The sequence below is a fragment of the Amycolatopsis albidoflavus genome (assembly GCF_039525725.1).
Taxonomy (GTDB): Bacteria; Actinomycetota; Actinomycetes; order Mycobacteriales; family Pseudonocardiaceae; genus Amycolatopsis; species Amycolatopsis albidoflava.
Window position 1 is genome coordinate 329,864 of sequence record NZ_BAAAHV010000009.1, and the last position, 13,174, is coordinate 343,037.

Here is a 13,174-nt window from a genome sequence, read left to right on the forward strand (position 1 = left end):
TCGGGGGCACGTCCTAGAGTGCTCCCCGTGGCTAGAAAAGATGGCAGGAACGACGACCAGCTCCGCGAAGTGAAGCTCACCCGCGGGTTCCAGAAGTGGCCTGCCGGGTCGGTGCTCGTCGAGTTCGGCAACACCAGGGTGCTGTGCGCGGCGAGCGTGACCGAGGGCGTGCCGCGCTGGCGCGCCGGGTCCGGTCTCGGCTGGGTCACCGCCGAATACGCGATGCTTCCGTCCGCGACCAACACCCGCAGCGACCGCGAGGCCGTGAAGGGCCGGATCGGCGGCCGGACGCACGAGATCTCCCGGTTGATCGGCCGCTCCCTGCGCGCCTGCATCGACCTGGCCGCGCTCGGCGAGAACACCATCGTCATCGACTGCGACGTGATCCAGGCCGACGGCGGCACCCGCACCGCCGCGGTCACCGGCGGCTACGTGGCCCTGGCGGACGCGATCACCTGGCTGGGCGCGGCGAACCGGCTCAACGACCCGCAGCCGCTGTCGTCCTCGGTGGCCGCGGTGAGCGTCGGCGTCGTGGACGGCCGGGTGCGCCTCGACCTGCCGTACGAGGAGGACTCGCGCGCCGAGGTCGACATGAACGTGGTCGCCACCGACGCCGGAACCCTCATCGAGGTGCAGGGGACCGGCGAGGGCGCCACCTTCGCTAGGTCCACTTTGGACACCATGCTGGACCTGGCACTGGCCGGCTGCGAGGAATTGACGCGCCTGCAGAACGAAGCGCTGGCGCTGCCGTACCCGGGCGAGCTGCCGGAACCGCGGCCGGACAAGAAGAAGGGCCAGAAGTGACCAAGCTGCTGCTGGCCACCCGGAACGCGAAGAAACTGGGCGAACTGCGCCGGATCCTGGAAGCGGAAGGCATCCAGGGCGTCGAGGTGCTCGGCCTGAACGACGTCGAGGAGTTCCCGGAAGCCCCGGAAACCGCTCCCGACTTCGAAGGCAACGCGGCGGCCAAAGCGCGGGACGCGGTAGCCGCCACCGGGTTGCCCGCCATCGCGGACGACTCGGGCCTGACCGTCGACGCCCTCAACGGCATGCCCGGTGTCCTCTCGGCTCGCTGGTCCGGCAAGCACGGCGACGACGAAGCGAACCTGAACCTGGTGCTGGCGCAGCTGACCGACACCCCGGACGAGCGCCGGGGCGCGGCCTTCGTCTGCGCCGCCGTGCTGGCGCTCCCGTCCGGCGAGGCCACCACGGTCCGCGCCGAATGGCGAGGCACGCTGACAAGGGAAAAGCACGGAACCAACGGTTTCGGCTACGACCCGATCTTCGTGCCGGAAAACGAAACGAAAACCAGTGCGGAACTGTCCCCGGCGGAAAAAGACGCCGCTTCGCACCGGGGCAAAGCCCTGCGCGCACTTCTGCCGGCTTTGCGGAAACTGGCCGACGCATAACTGCCGGCCCCGCCCCGGAGCCGCGCTGGTGGCTCCGGGGCGGGGCTCGGGCTAGTCTCGGCTGGTATGTGCGCCAATATCGTCCTAGCCGAAGACGATCCCAAACAAGCGGAACTGGTCCGCCGCTACCTGGAACACGAGCAGCACACCGTCACCGTCGCGCCCACCGGCGAAGCCGCACTGGCGGAAATCCGGACGGCGGAACCCGATCTCCTGATCCTGGACGTCATGCTCCCCGGCATGAACGGCCTGACCGTCTGCCGGACCATCCGCGCGTCCTCCGACCTGCCGATCCTCATGCTGACGGCCCGCTCGACCGAGGACGATCTGCTCCAGGGCCTCGACCTGGGCGCGGACGACTACGTCACCAAGCCCTACAGCCCGCGTGAACTCATGGCTAGGGTCCGGACCCTGCTCCGGCGAACGAACGCGGCGAAAGACGGTCCCATCAAAGTGGGCACCCTGACTGTCGACAAAGACAAACACGAGGTCGCGGTAAGCGGAAACCCGATCGAAACCACTCCGGGAGAATTCCGGATCCTGGAGGTCATGGCCGCGCGGCCGGACCAGGTTTTCACCAGGGCGCAACTCTTGGAACACCTGCACGGTTTCGACCGCTACATCACCCAGCGCGCTATTGACGTGCACATCATGAACCTCAGAAAGAAAATCGAACCCAATCCGAGAAAGCCGGCGAAACTCCTCACGGTCTACGGCGTGGGCTACAAACTGACCGCCAAGTCCGATGCCCCGTAGCCTCCTCTTCCGCCTCTTCGCGGTAACCGCGGCCATCGCGGTGTGCGCGATCGCGGCCACCGCCTGGCTAGCCTCCCGGACCACTTCCGGTGCCATCGAACGGGAACAGGGCCAGCTCTTCGCCGACGACGGAACGATCTACCAGGCTCTGCTTTCGTATGCGGCAACCCATCCCACGTGGTCCGGCGCGACCAAAACCATCAACGATTACGCGGACAAAACCGGCCGCAAAATCGTCCTGACCACCCCGCAGGGCAAGCTGATCGCCAGCTCGGAACAGAACCCCGGCAAACTCCCGACCCAGCCGTCCGCGGTCATCGATCCCTTGGCCGTCGACACCCGCCTTGGCATCAAATCCACGCCCGACCGGATCGACCCCGACGCCGTCGGCCCTTACAAACTCCCGGCGGACGAACGCGACGATCTCCAGGAAGTCGCCGAAAAAGTCCTTTCCTGCACCCAGCGCCGAACCGGCCTGGGCAGCCTGGAAATCTCCCCGAGCGGCCACCCGAGAGTCATCGCCCCGGCCGGAACCGCCCAATGCGGCACCGGCCTTTTGGAGCGCCCGACCGAGACCGAACGGGCCGCCCTGGCGAAGCTGTCCAGCCTGGTCGACGCGTGCCTTGGCCGCAACGACAGCACCATCCCGGTCGCGAAACTGGCCCTGTCCTGGACCTTCGACGGGCCGATCGTCCAAGCCACCGACCAAACCATCACCAACTGCGTAACCTCAGCCCGCAAAGAGCAGCTGACCCCGTACGTCGCGCCCGCGGCCTGGCTCTACATCACCGAAAAAGGCACCGACCAGCCCCCGACCGGCTTCACTCTCTCGTCGGAAAACCGCACGAAACTCATCGCCGTCACCGCCGCGATCCTCCTGCTGACAGTCATCGTCACCGCACTGGCGTCGATCCGCCTGATCCGCCCCCTCCGCGCGCTGACCGGCGCGGCCCAACGCCTGAAGGCAGGCGAGACGGGCGCCCGGGTCCGCGTCAAAGGCAAGGACGAGATCGCCCGCCTGGCCACCGCGTTCAACGACATGGCGCGGGCGAGGGAAGAGCTGGAGAACGCCCGCAAAGCGATGGTCAGCGACGTCGCGCACGAACTGCGCACCCCGCTGGCCACCATCCGGGGCTGGCTGGAAGCGACCCAAGACGGCATCAGCCAGCTGGACGACGACCTGGTCGCCTCGCTGCTGGAAGAAGCAGTCCACCTGCAGCACATCGTGGACGACCTGCAAGACCTCGCACTGGCCGACGCCGGCGCGCTGCGCGTCCACCCGGAACCCATCGACGCGAACACCTTGCTGACCCACCTCGCCGCCGCCCACGTCCCGCGCGCCGAAACCGCGGGCGTCCAGTTGTCCGTCCCGCCGATGGAAAACCCGGCCATTACCGCGGACCCCGTACGCCTTCGCCAAGCCCTGGACAACCTGGTCTCCAATGCGATCCGCCACACCCCGCCCGGCGGATCGGTAACCGTCACCGCGAGCCAACGGGAAAATGACGCAATTTTCGAAGTGACCGACACCGGAACCGGGATTTCCCCAGAAGATCTGCCCCGGGTTTTCGACCGTTTCTGGCGCGCGGACCCGTCGAGAAGCCGAATCTCCGGAGGCAGCGGTCTAGGCCTGGCAATCGTCCGCAAATTGACCGAAGCCCACGGCGGCGAAGTGACCGCCACCAGCACCCCCGGCGAAGGCACGACGTTCACTTTGCGCTTCCCCGCAAATTTCCGTGAGTAGCGCTTGCCAGCAGGTGTCGGCGATGCTGTGAGCGTGGAGTACGTGTCCAGAGTGCCGCGACCGCCGCTGGACGGGCTGATCGACGACCTCTACTACCTGGAGGGCGCGCCGCCGTATGCCCGGCTGACGCTGCCGCCGGCACCGGCGGCGCTGCTGATCGTCAACCTGGGCGCGCCGTTCCGCATTCGCGCCGGTGCCGAGATCGAGACGGCCGAGTACGCCGACGGCTGCGTGATCACCATGCCCACCCGCGCGTACGAGTTCGGTTACCCGCCCCGGACCCGGTCCGTCGGCGTGCACTTCAAATCATGGGGCCTGGCCCCGTTCCTGCCGATGCCCGCGACCGAACTGTGCGACCGGCCGGTGACGATAGAACAGGTCTGGGGCCGCTCCGCCGTCTCCGAACTGCGAGATCGCCTGGCCACCGCAAACGAACCGCGACAGATGCTGACGCTGCTAGAAGACGAGCTGCTGCGACGGCTACGCGAGACCTCCGGCCTTGGCCTGGTCCGCCACACGAGCAGCATCATCTCGGCGACCAGCGGCTCGGTGACCATCGGCGACCTGACCGCGGCAGCCGGGGTCAGCAGCACCCACCTGGCGAAGCGGTTCAAAGAACTCGTCGGCGTCACTCCCAAACGGCTGGCCCGCACCCACCGCTTCACCGCCACCGTCTTCGCGCTCGACCCCACCGGACCGATCGACTGGGGCGAACTCGCCAGCCGCGCGGGCTACTTCGACCAGGCCCACTTCGGCCACGAGTTCCGCGCCTTCACCGGCCTCACCCCAACCCAGTACGTCGAAGTCCGGCGGCGCTTCCTGCGCGAACACCCCGGTCACACACTGAACAACTGGCCGCTGCCGGCCGATTGATTTCTTACAAGAGCGACCGCCCGCAACCCGCTAATTTGGGGCCACCCCCAGCAAAGGAGACCCCGTGGGCAAGGTCGTCATGTACAGCTCGGTGTCGGCGGACGGCTTCATCGCCGACGAAAGCGACCAGCCCGGCTCGCTGTTCGACTGGCTGACCAGCGGCGATGTCCCGCTGGACGAGAGCGGTGCGCTAAAGGTGTCGCAGCAGTCCTACGACTACACCCGCCCGTACTGGGACGAGATCGGGGTAACGATCGTCGGCCGCCACGTCTTCGACCTGACCGACGGCTGGGACGGCAAGCCGCCAAGCGGAATCGACCACGTCGTTGTCGTGACACACCGCCCAGCACCCGAAGGCTGGGACCCCGAAGCCCCGTTCCACTTCGTCGACGGCGTCAAGACAGCTGTAGCCAAAGCACAAGAGCTGGCAGGCGACCGCATAGTCGAAGTCGCCGCAGGCGAGGTCGGCGGCCAAGCATTCGCCGCAGGCCTGATTGACGAGGTGCGCATGGACGTCGTCCCGGCCGTCTTCGGATCCGGCAAACGCTACTTCGGCTCAGTCAACGCACCGCACCTGCTGGAGAACCCCGACGTGGTTCAAGGCGACCGGGTGCTTCACCTGCGCTATCAGGTGCGTCGCTGACCAAGCGCGGAGAGGCTGGTCCGGCCTCTCCGCGCTCCGGAAAACAATTCAGGAAGCAATCCCCAAATCCCGAATCAGCTTGGCCACATGCCCGGTAGCCCGCACGTTATAAGCGGCCTTGGCGATCTTCCCCTCCGCGTCCACGATGAACGTAGACCGGATCACCCCCTGATAAACCCTCCCGTAATTCATCTTCTCCCCGAACGCGCCCCACGCGGACAGCACTTCCTTGTCCACATCGGACAGCAACGGGAACGTCAGCTTCTCCGCGTCGACGAACTTGGCGAGCTTCTCCGGCTTGTCCGGCGAAATCCCCAGCACCTGATATCCCGCGTCGTTCAGTTCCGCGAGATTGTCCCGGAAATCGCAAGCCTGCTTGGTGCACCCCGGCGTCCCCGCGGCCGGGTAGAAGTACACCACCACGGCCTGGCCGCGGAAGTCGCTGAGCGAGACGTTCTTGCCGGTGCTGTCCGGCAGGGTGAATCCGGGCGCTTCGTCGCCCACGGCAAGTCGCTGGTCGGTCATGGAGACGAGGGTAATTCAGGCGTCTCCGCAATAGGTGACGACGGCGGGCTCGCCCGTGCTCGGCCGCACCTGCACGGCGATCCGGGCACTGTCGGACGGCACCGCGAAAGCGAGCGTGACCTGCGTAGACCGCCCCGGCATCAGGTCCTTGCCCGCGTCGGAAACGCCGCCGAGACCCTGCGTGGCGTCCACGACCTGCTTGGCGGGCTTCCCGGCGACCGTCGCGGTGACCGACAGCGCGGAAACCCGGTACGGATCCGTGCCGTTGTTCGTGACCTGGATGTAGAACGCCGCCGCACGAGCGCTGCGCGGGTACGCCGCCGGGCTTGGCTGGAAGGACTGCGGGGCCGACAGCGAGACCGTGATCCCGCTGGCGAAGCGGTGGTTGGCGCCGAACTGCAGGTCGCCGGAGGCCTGTGCGGCGGCGGGCTGCGCCGCCGGATTGCCGACGCCCATCGCGGCGGACCCTTCCCGAGCGTTGACGCCGCCGCAGGCTGCCACGGAAAACAGCAGGCAGGCGGTCAACAGCAGTTTCGGGGTGCGCGGGGGCGCCATCGCGGGGGTACTCCAGTCGGGGTGGGGCGGTGTGCCGTTCGGCGTAGTTGCCGAGCGGACCCGCTCCACTCTGGCGGCACTAATGCCGTCACGGTGCGGAAGACGCGGACCTGGTGTACAGCCGTGGCCGATCCGTGATCGAAAGAGCACTCCGGGTGACAGTCGTCACCCCGATGTCAACAGCCGCAAGTCGGGATTCAGACCGCGAACGCGAACAACAGGATGAACACCGCGACGCCGGCGCCCCAGGCGACCATGAGCCAGCCGAAGTCGCGGACCGGGTCGACCGCGCGGCTTTCCTCGCCGGGGATGTACACGCCGCGGTTTTCGAACCAGTCCGCGCATTTGCGCAGGACCCGCAGCGGATTGCGTCCCGGCACGGCCCACACCTCCCCGATCTCCGGGCCCAGCCTACGGGTTCGCGGGCGTTTCGCGGTGGTCGAGCCCGGCGATGCGCACGGCGAGTTCGACGAACGAGCGGACCAGCGGCGGCGTCGAATCCTCGCGCCACGCGACGACGAGCTTGCTCGGCGGATAGTCCGCCAACAGGACCGTCGCGACGCCTTCGGGAAACGAGTGCGCGAGCGGGGCGAGCCCGATGGTTCCGTTCCACAGCACGGCTTGCAGGCATTCGTGCACCGTCCGCACCACCGGCCCGCTGACGGCGCTGCCGCTCCAGAACGCCTGCCACTGCGGGTCCGTGCCGTCCGGGAACCGGAACCACACCCGGTCGGCGAGCTCCTCCCGGCGCACCTCGTCGCGTCCGGCCAGCGGATCGTCCGCGCGCAGGACGACGCCCATCGGGTCGGCGCGCAGCACGTGCGTGCGGATTCCGGTGGTGTCGAACGGAATCCGGGTGAGCGCGACGTCCACGAGCCCGGCGCGCAGACCAGTGGTCGGGTCGGTGAGATCGGCCTCGCGGACGCTGATCCGCACGCCCGGATGCCGCTCGCGGAACTCGCCGGCGAGCCGGATCCCGACCGGTTCCGAGCTGTCGGCGAGGGTGCCGAGCGTGAGCGTTCCCGGCCCGGCCGCCGCGGCGACCTTCGCGCGGGCCTGGTCCGCGCCTTCGAGCAGGGTGCGAGCCTCGTCGTAGAGCGCGGTTCCGGCGGCGGTGAGCGTGACCCCGGACGGCGAACGGTCCAGCAGGGCCGCGCCGAGGTCGGTTTCGAGCTGTTTGATCGCGCGACTCAGCGGCGGCTGGGTCATGTGCAGCCGCGCCGCCGCCCGGCCGAAGTGGCGTTCCTCGGCGACCGCGACGAAGTACCGGAGCGAACGGAGATCCACAACCAGCGACAATACCCGTGCGGTATCGGGAAAAGCGGATCGGTCTTGGACACCGCGCGGGCGCGGCGCTGGACTGGAAGGGTCACTGATCCCGCTTTCCGAGGAGCCTCCGGCGATGGCCGACTACCCGTATCCCGATCCCGTCGTGCAGACCTCGCAGGTGCGCGAACTCGCCCGCGACCTGGTCGTGGTCCCGAACCAGGGCGTGCAGCTGGTGCCGAACGTCGGCGTCGTCGGCGGGACGCATTCCGTCCTCGTCGTCGAGACCGGCATGGGGCCGCGCAACGCGGAAACCGTGCTGAAGTTCGCGACCGAGTACGCGCGCGGCCGCCGGATTTACCTCACCACCACGCATTTCCACCCCGAGCACGCGTTCGGCGCGCAGACTTTCGCCGGGGCCGCGACCTACCTGGTCAACCGCGCGCAGGTGACTGATCTCGCCGCGAAAGGACCCGGCTACCTGCAGATGTTCACCGGTCTTGGCGAGCCGGTCGCGCGGCAGCTGGAAGGCGTCGAACTGCCGACCCCGGACGTCGTCTACGACTCGTCGCACGACCTCGACCTCGGCGGCCGCGTGGTGCAGCTGCGCGCCACCGGCCGCGCGCACAGCAAGGGCGACCAGGTCGTCACGGTCCCGGACGCGGGCGTCCTGTTCACCGGAGACCTCGCCGAAACCGGCCAGTTCGCGATCTTCCCGTGGTTCCCGCCGCACGACACCGACGTGTCCGGGATCCGCTGGATCGAGGTCATGCGGAAACTTTCCGCGCAGCGACCGGAAATCGTCGTCCCCGGCCACGGCGACATCAGCGGCCCGGAGCTGCTCGACGACCTGCGTGCCTACCTCGAACTGCTCCGCGACGAGACCTGGCGTCGCCGCGATTCGGAGATGGCCGAGGCGATCGTGATCGCGGAGGTGCGGGAGGAGCTGATCAAGCGGCATCCGGAGTGGGAGGGCCGCGAGTGGATCGACACCGCGGTGGCGTGCCTGTGCGCGGAGCACGTCAGTCGCGGTTGAGCAACGGTCCGAGCGTCTTCACGATGGCCTGCCGGGTCGCTTGGGTTCGCTGTTCCGCGGTGAGTTCGCCGGGGCGGTCGAGCATGGCCTGCGAGGCTCCGCGCACGGCGCCGGCGAACGCCCCGGTCAACGTCCGGGCGCTGAGGTCGTCGAGCTCGTCGGGAAAGGCTTCGGCGAGGATTTCGGCGATCCGGCGCTCGGCGTCGAACTGGATCTGCAGGGCGCGGCCCTGGACCGCGGGCACGGTCTGGAGCAGCCGCATCCGCAACGGGGTCAGCTTGCCGATGATGTCATTGCTGACCTTGCCGCCGTCGGAAAGGACGCGGACCAGCAGGTCGATCGGCCGGTCGTCCGGGGCGCGGTTCGCGAGGGCTTCGAGCAACGCCTGCACCCGGCTCTCGGCGTCCGGGAAGACCAGTTCTTCCTTGCTGGCGAAGTAGCTGAAGAACGTGCGCGTGCCGATCTCGGCGGCTGCTGCGATGTCGGCGATGGTCGTCTCGTCGTAGCCGTTGCGCTCGAAGAGGTCCGTCGCCGCGTCGATCAGGGCTTGGCGGGTGCGGGCGCGCTTGCGATCACGGAGAGACACTCCAGAAGCTTACGACACTGGATGCACTTCCGCACTCATTGCAAATCTGCACTGAGTGCGGTTATCTTCGGGGACATGACTCGTGACGTCCTCGTGTGCGGTGCCGGGATCGCTGGTTCGACCCTCGCGTTCTGGCTGGCGCGCAACGGTTTCCGGCCGACTGTCGTAGAGCGGGCGGCTGGCCAGCGCAGCAGCGGCAACCCGGTGGACGTGCGTGCTGGCGCGATGGAAGTGGCCGACGCGATGGGCGTCATCCCGCGATTGCGAGAGGTCGCGACGCACGCGCAGCGGCTGCGAGTGCTCAATGCGCGTGGGCGTTCGGTGACCACGGTGCGGATGGCGGTGCGCAAGGAGATCGAGGTTCCGCGCGCTGATCTCGCCTCCGCGCTGTACGAATCGGCGCGCGACGACGCGGAGATTCTCTTCGGCGACACCGTCACCGCGTTGCAGCAGGACGACGGCGGGGTCGACGTCACCTTCGAGCGCGCGGCTCCGCGCCGGTTCGACCTGGTGATCGGCGCGGACGGCGTTCACTCGGCGGTGCGGCGGCTCGTGTTCGGTGCCGAGGAGAGGTTCGTCCGGCACGCCGGGATGTATGTCGGGACGGTGTCGCTCGGCGTGCCGTCCGACTATCCGGAGGACGTGGTCCTGCTCAACACCCCGGGCAGGCTTGTGGCGATCCATCCCGTGCGGGGAAATTCCGGCGTCGCGTTCATCTTCCGCGCGCCGAACCCCGGACAGGGCAAGGAAATCGTGTCCGCCGCCTACCGGGGTCTCGGCTGGCGGGTCCCGGAGTTGCTGGCCCGTTTCGAAGCAGCGGATGACGTCTTCTTCGACGCGGTCGCCGTGGTCGATCCGCCTCGCTGGTCTCACGGCCGGGTTGCTCTGGTCGGCGACGCCGCTTCCTGCGTCTCGCTGCTCGGCGACGGTTCGAGCCTCGCGATCGTCGGGGCGCACACCCTGGCCACGGCGCTCGCTGACGGTGGACACGCCGAGGCGTTCGCGCACTACGAGGCGACCCATCGAGCGCGCGTGAAGCCCAAGCAGCGCGGGGTCCGCACGGCGGCATCGATGCTGGTCCCGCGCACGAAGAGGGGTCTGGCGGCCCGCAACCTCGCAGCTCGGCTGCTGCCCAGCTAAAAGTATTCCTTGACACGAATATTCGATGTGGTGAATACTTCTGTGCATGGACGGGATCGCCGCAGCACTCGCAGACACCACCAGGTGGCAGCTGGTCGAACTGCTCGCTGAACGGCCGCGGTCGGTCGGCGAGCTGGCCGAGCTGACCGGGCTGCGGCAGCCGCAGACGACCAAGCACCTGCAGACCCTCGCCCGCGCCGGCCTGGTCACCATGGCCCCGCTCGGCCAACGGCGGGTCTACGCGGCCGAAGCGGCTCCGCTGCGGGAGTTCGCGGAGCAGCTCCAGAAGCTGGCCGCGACGATCGAGGCGCACACGGGAGAGCGCGACGTGCTCGACCGCTACCGCGCGGCGATCGAAGCCGACACCGCCGCCGCGGACCGGGATCGCTGGGCCGACGGTCGCGCGTTCTCCTTCGAACGCGTGCTGCCGGTACCGCCGGAAACGGTCTGGCGGTACTGGACAGACGCCGGGCTGCTGGCGTCGTGGTGGGTCCCGCCGTCCCTGACTGTCACCGAGTGTGTCCTCGAACCGAAGCCGGGCGGCCGCGTCGTTCTCGCCTACCGCGACGCCGAAGGCACTTACCGCTCGGAAGGACAGGTCCGGACCGCTCGCGAAACCGAGCGGCTCGTGTTCGACCTGTCGGTGCTGGACGCGGCCGGAGCCGTCGCGTTCACCGGTCACTACGACCTCGCCCTCGCCGCTTCGGCGAACGGCGGCACCCAGCTGCGGCTGGGTCTGGGAATCAGCGCAACGACCGTCGAGGCCGTGTCCGCCATCGCCGGAATCGAAACCGGCTGGGGACAGGTCCTCGACCACCTCACCGAAGTCATCACCCGAAAGGAAACCCAGTCATGACCGAGCGTCGTGTCACCGCCAACCTCGCCCTGACCCTCGACGGCCGCTACCACGGCCCGGAAGGCCCCGGCGACATGAGCGCGATCATCCCGTACATGACCACCGAAACCGCCCGCAACCAGATGACCCGCATCTGGGAGAACGCGACGACCGCCCTGCTCGGCCGCCGCAACGCGGAAGGCTTCCTCGGCTTCTGGCCGACCGTCGCCGCCGACGAGAACGCCGACCCGCGCGACCGCGGTTACGCGAAATGGTTGGTGGACACGGAAAAGGTGGTCCTGTCGAGCACGCTCACCGAATCGCCGTGGGAGCGCACGCGCCTCGTGAACGCGCCCGCCGCCGAGGTCGTCGCCCAGCTCAAGGCCGACGGCGAGGGCGACATCCTGGTCAACAGCAGCGTCAGCGTGATCAAGGCGCTGCTGGCCGAGGACCTCATCGACACGCTGTACCTGACCATCTGCCCGCAAATCGCCGGCGGCGGCCCGCGCCTGTTCGACGACGGCCTGCCGGGTACTAAGTGGACAGTCGCGCACCAGGAGACCGGCGATCTCGGCGAAGTGGCCCTGGTCTACAACCGCGTGCGCTGAGCGGCTTGACCTTCACGCATACGGCAATGTTTAGCGTCGATTGTCATGAGTGAAGGACAGTTTGAAGGCAAAGCCGTGATCGTCACCGGCGGCGGAACGGGCATCGGACAGGTCACCGCACGCGAGTTCGCCCGGCAAGGCGCGAACGTCCTCGTCGTCGGCCGGACCGCCGCGCGACTCGCCGAAACCGCGGAGGGCTTCTCGCGGATCCGCCCGTTCGCCGCCGACCTCACCTCGCCGGGTGCCGCAGAGGAGATTGTCTCTGCGGCACTTGCCGAATTCGGCCGGATCGACGTGCTGGTGAACAACGCCGGGATCGTCGACCCGGCCGCGCTGGGCGAGATCAAGCCAGGCGCGTTCGACGCGGTAGTCGCGACGAACCTGCTCGCGCCGGTCTACCTAGTGCAAGCCGCGCTGCCGCACCTGAGCGATGGCGTCGTGGTCAACGTGACAACCGCGATCGGCCAACGCGGCTGGCCCATGGCGGGCCGCGAGTTCTACGCGGCGACGAAAGCCGCGCTGGATTCGCTGACCCGAAGCTGGGCAGTGCAACTCGCCCCGCGCGGCATCCGCGTCACCGCGGTCGCACCCGGCCCGGTCGCCACCGAGATCTACGCCCGCGAAGGCCTGACCGCCGAGCAGGCCCAAGCACAACACGCCTCCCTGCAGGCGATGGTGCCCTTGCGACGCCTTGCCCAGCCGGAAGAAGTCGCGCACTGGATCGTCCAGCTCGCCAGCCCCGGCGCGGACTACCTGACCGGCGTAGTCCTGCCCGTCGACGGCGGCGCAGTGATCGCTTAACGGCGTACGCTCGGGTCGGTGCGGATCGGAGAGCTGGCGAAGGCCACCGGAGTCACCACCAGGGCACTGCGGTTCTACGAGGAGCAGGGGCTGCTGACCGCCGCCCGCTCCCACAACGGGTACCGGCAGTACGACGAGTCCGCGATCGAGCGGGTGGCGAACATCCGCTACCTGCTCGACTCGGGACTCACCATGGAAGACATCCGCCCGCTGGGCTCGTGCCTGCAAGGCGACCTGCCCTCCCGCCGCCTGTCCTCGAGCGCGGTGGCCTTGGTGGACCGGCGGCTGGCCGTACTGGACGAACGCATCGCCGCACTGACCCGGGCACGGGAGCAACTGTCCTCCCGAGCGACCGCTGCTCGCGGCGATGTTGCTTGCGGCTGACATCGCTTCCAAA

The 13,174-nt window shown here is 68.4% G+C and carries 17 protein-coding genes; 12 read left to right on the forward strand and 5 right to left on the reverse strand.

What is annotated here, in order from left to right; genetic code table 11:
• Positions 1 to 27 precede the first annotated feature (27 nt).
• The 6 genes from rph to ABD156_RS13550 all read left to right on the forward strand — a co-directional run bounded on the left by rph (position 28) and on the right by ABD156_RS13550 (position 5,425).
• Complete coding sequence (gene rph / locus ABD156_RS13525) at positions 28 to 804, forward strand: ribonuclease PH (RefSeq protein WP_344271632.1); 777 nt, start codon at positions 28 to 30, stop codon at positions 802 to 804.
• Entirely contained in the window at positions 801 to 1,409 is a 609-nt protein-coding gene (gene rdgB, locus ABD156_RS13530; RefSeq protein ID WP_344271634.1) for an RdgB/HAM1 family non-canonical purine NTP pyrophosphatase, read from the forward strand. Before rph ends, rdgB begins: the two co-directional genes overlap by 4 nt.
• 66 nt (positions 1,410 to 1,475) lie before the next feature.
• Positions 1,476 to 2,165, forward strand: coding sequence for a response regulator transcription factor (locus ABD156_RS13535; RefSeq protein ID WP_344271637.1), 690 nt, complete (start codon positions 1,476 to 1,478; stop codon positions 2,163 to 2,165).
• Entirely contained in the window at positions 2,155 to 3,909 is a 1,755-nt protein-coding gene (locus ABD156_RS13540) for a sensor histidine kinase (protein ID WP_344271640.1), read from the forward strand. Before ABD156_RS13535 ends, ABD156_RS13540 begins: the two co-directional genes overlap by 11 nt.
• A 51-nt stretch (positions 3,910 to 3,960) precedes the next feature.
• Positions 3,961 to 4,782, forward strand: a complete 822-nt coding sequence (locus tag ABD156_RS13545) for an AraC family transcriptional regulator (protein ID WP_344272329.1) — start codon at positions 3,961 to 3,963, stop codon at positions 4,780 to 4,782.
• Between the two features lie 64 nt (positions 4,783 to 4,846).
• Positions 4,847 to 5,425 (forward strand): dihydrofolate reductase family protein, encoded by a 579-nt coding sequence (locus ABD156_RS13550; RefSeq protein WP_344271643.1) that lies wholly within the window; start codon positions 4,847 to 4,849, stop codon positions 5,423 to 5,425.
• A 48-nt stretch (positions 5,426 to 5,473) separates the two neighbouring features.
• On the opposite strand, the gene bcp is transcribed toward ABD156_RS13550, so the two are convergent.
• The 4 genes from bcp to ABD156_RS13570 all read right to left on the reverse strand — a co-directional run bounded on the left by bcp (position 5,474) and on the right by ABD156_RS13570 (position 7,792).
• Complete coding sequence (gene bcp, locus ABD156_RS13555; protein WP_344271645.1) at positions 5,474 to 5,950, reverse strand: thioredoxin-dependent thiol peroxidase; 477 nt, start codon at positions 5,948 to 5,950, stop codon at positions 5,474 to 5,476.
• A gap of 15 nt (positions 5,951 to 5,965) precedes the next feature.
• Positions 5,966 to 6,505 (reverse strand): hypothetical protein, encoded by a 540-nt coding sequence (locus tag ABD156_RS13560; RefSeq protein ID WP_344271648.1) that lies wholly within the window; start codon positions 6,503 to 6,505, stop codon positions 5,966 to 5,968.
• 197 nt (positions 6,506 to 6,702) lie between these two features.
• Positions 6,703 to 6,885, reverse strand: a complete 183-nt coding sequence (locus tag ABD156_RS13565) for a hypothetical protein (protein WP_116205006.1) — start codon at positions 6,883 to 6,885, stop codon at positions 6,703 to 6,705.
• 31 nt (positions 6,886 to 6,916) lie between these two features.
• Complete coding sequence (locus ABD156_RS13570; RefSeq protein ID WP_344271652.1) at positions 6,917 to 7,792, reverse strand: LysR family transcriptional regulator; 876 nt, start codon at positions 7,790 to 7,792, stop codon at positions 6,917 to 6,919.
• Positions 7,793 to 7,907: 115 nt separating this feature from the next.
• On the opposite strand from ABD156_RS13570, the gene ABD156_RS13575 reads away from it, so the two are divergent.
• Positions 7,908 to 8,807: an MBL fold metallo-hydrolase gene (locus tag ABD156_RS13575; RefSeq protein ID WP_344271655.1), complete on the forward strand. Its 900-nt coding sequence runs from the start codon at positions 7,908 to 7,910 to the stop codon at positions 8,805 to 8,807.
• Here the strand turns inward: ABD156_RS13575 and ABD156_RS13580 are convergent.
• A complete protein-coding gene (locus tag ABD156_RS13580) occupies positions 8,794 to 9,393 on the reverse strand; it encodes a TetR/AcrR family transcriptional regulator (protein WP_344271658.1) in 600 nt (199 codons plus the stop codon). The two genes, ABD156_RS13575 and ABD156_RS13580, sit on opposite strands and share 14 nt — an antisense overlap.
• Before the next feature lie 75 nt (positions 9,394 to 9,468).
• Between ABD156_RS13580 and ABD156_RS13585 the strand changes: the two genes are divergently transcribed.
• Genes ABD156_RS13585 through ABD156_RS13605 form a run of 5 tightly spaced genes read left to right on the forward strand, consistent with a single transcriptional unit; the run spans position 9,469 to position 13,161 of the window.
• Positions 9,469 to 10,533 (forward strand): FAD-dependent oxidoreductase, encoded by a 1,065-nt coding sequence (locus ABD156_RS13585; RefSeq protein ID WP_344271660.1) that lies wholly within the window; start codon positions 9,469 to 9,471, stop codon positions 10,531 to 10,533.
• Positions 10,534 to 10,579: 46 nt separating this feature from the next.
• Positions 10,580 to 11,389: a metalloregulator ArsR/SmtB family transcription factor gene (locus ABD156_RS13590; RefSeq protein WP_344271663.1), complete on the forward strand. Its 810-nt coding sequence runs from the start codon at positions 10,580 to 10,582 to the stop codon at positions 11,387 to 11,389.
• On the forward strand, positions 11,386 to 11,976 hold the full coding sequence (locus ABD156_RS13595) for a dihydrofolate reductase family protein (protein ID WP_344271666.1): 591 nt from the start codon (positions 11,386 to 11,388) through the stop codon (positions 11,974 to 11,976). Before ABD156_RS13590 ends, ABD156_RS13595 begins: the two co-directional genes overlap by 4 nt.
• 45 nt (positions 11,977 to 12,021) lie before the next feature.
• Positions 12,022 to 12,777: an SDR family NAD(P)-dependent oxidoreductase gene (locus ABD156_RS13600; protein ID WP_344271669.1), complete on the forward strand. Its 756-nt coding sequence runs from the start codon at positions 12,022 to 12,024 to the stop codon at positions 12,775 to 12,777.
• Between the two features lie 18 nt (positions 12,778 to 12,795).
• Positions 12,796 to 13,161, forward strand: coding sequence for a MerR family transcriptional regulator (locus ABD156_RS13605; RefSeq protein ID WP_344271672.1), 366 nt, complete (start codon positions 12,796 to 12,798; stop codon positions 13,159 to 13,161).
• Positions 13,162 to 13,174: the final 13 nt, after the last annotated feature.

Bases quoted from the DNA above. Each gene is read 5' to 3' on its own strand.
- ABD156_RS13535 (WP_344271637.1), top strand. From the start codon at position 1,476: ATGTGCGCCAATATCGTCCTAGCCGAAGACGATCCCAAACAAGCGGAA.
- ABD156_RS13540 (WP_344271640.1), top strand. From the start codon at position 2,155: ATGCCCCGTAGCCTCCTCTTCCGCCTCTTCGCGGTAACCGCGGCCATC.
- bcp (WP_344271645.1), bottom strand. From the start codon at position 5,950: ATGACCGACCAGCGACTTGCCGTGGGCGACGAAGCGCCCGGATTCACC.
- ABD156_RS13560 (WP_344271648.1), bottom strand. From the start codon at position 6,505: ATGGCGCCCCCGCGCACCCCGAAACTGCTGTTGACCGCCTGCCTGCTG.
- ABD156_RS13575 (WP_344271655.1), top strand. From the start codon at position 7,908: ATGGCCGACTACCCGTATCCCGATCCCGTCGTGCAGACCTCGCAGGTG.
- ABD156_RS13585 (WP_344271660.1), top strand. From the start codon at position 9,469: ATGACTCGTGACGTCCTCGTGTGCGGTGCCGGGATCGCTGGTTCGACC.
- ABD156_RS13590 (WP_344271663.1), top strand. From the start codon at position 10,580: ATGGACGGGATCGCCGCAGCACTCGCAGACACCACCAGGTGGCAGCTG.
- ABD156_RS13595 (WP_344271666.1), top strand. From the start codon at position 11,386: ATGACCGAGCGTCGTGTCACCGCCAACCTCGCCCTGACCCTCGACGGC.
- ABD156_RS13600 (WP_344271669.1), top strand. From the start codon at position 12,022: ATGAGTGAAGGACAGTTTGAAGGCAAAGCCGTGATCGTCACCGGCGGC.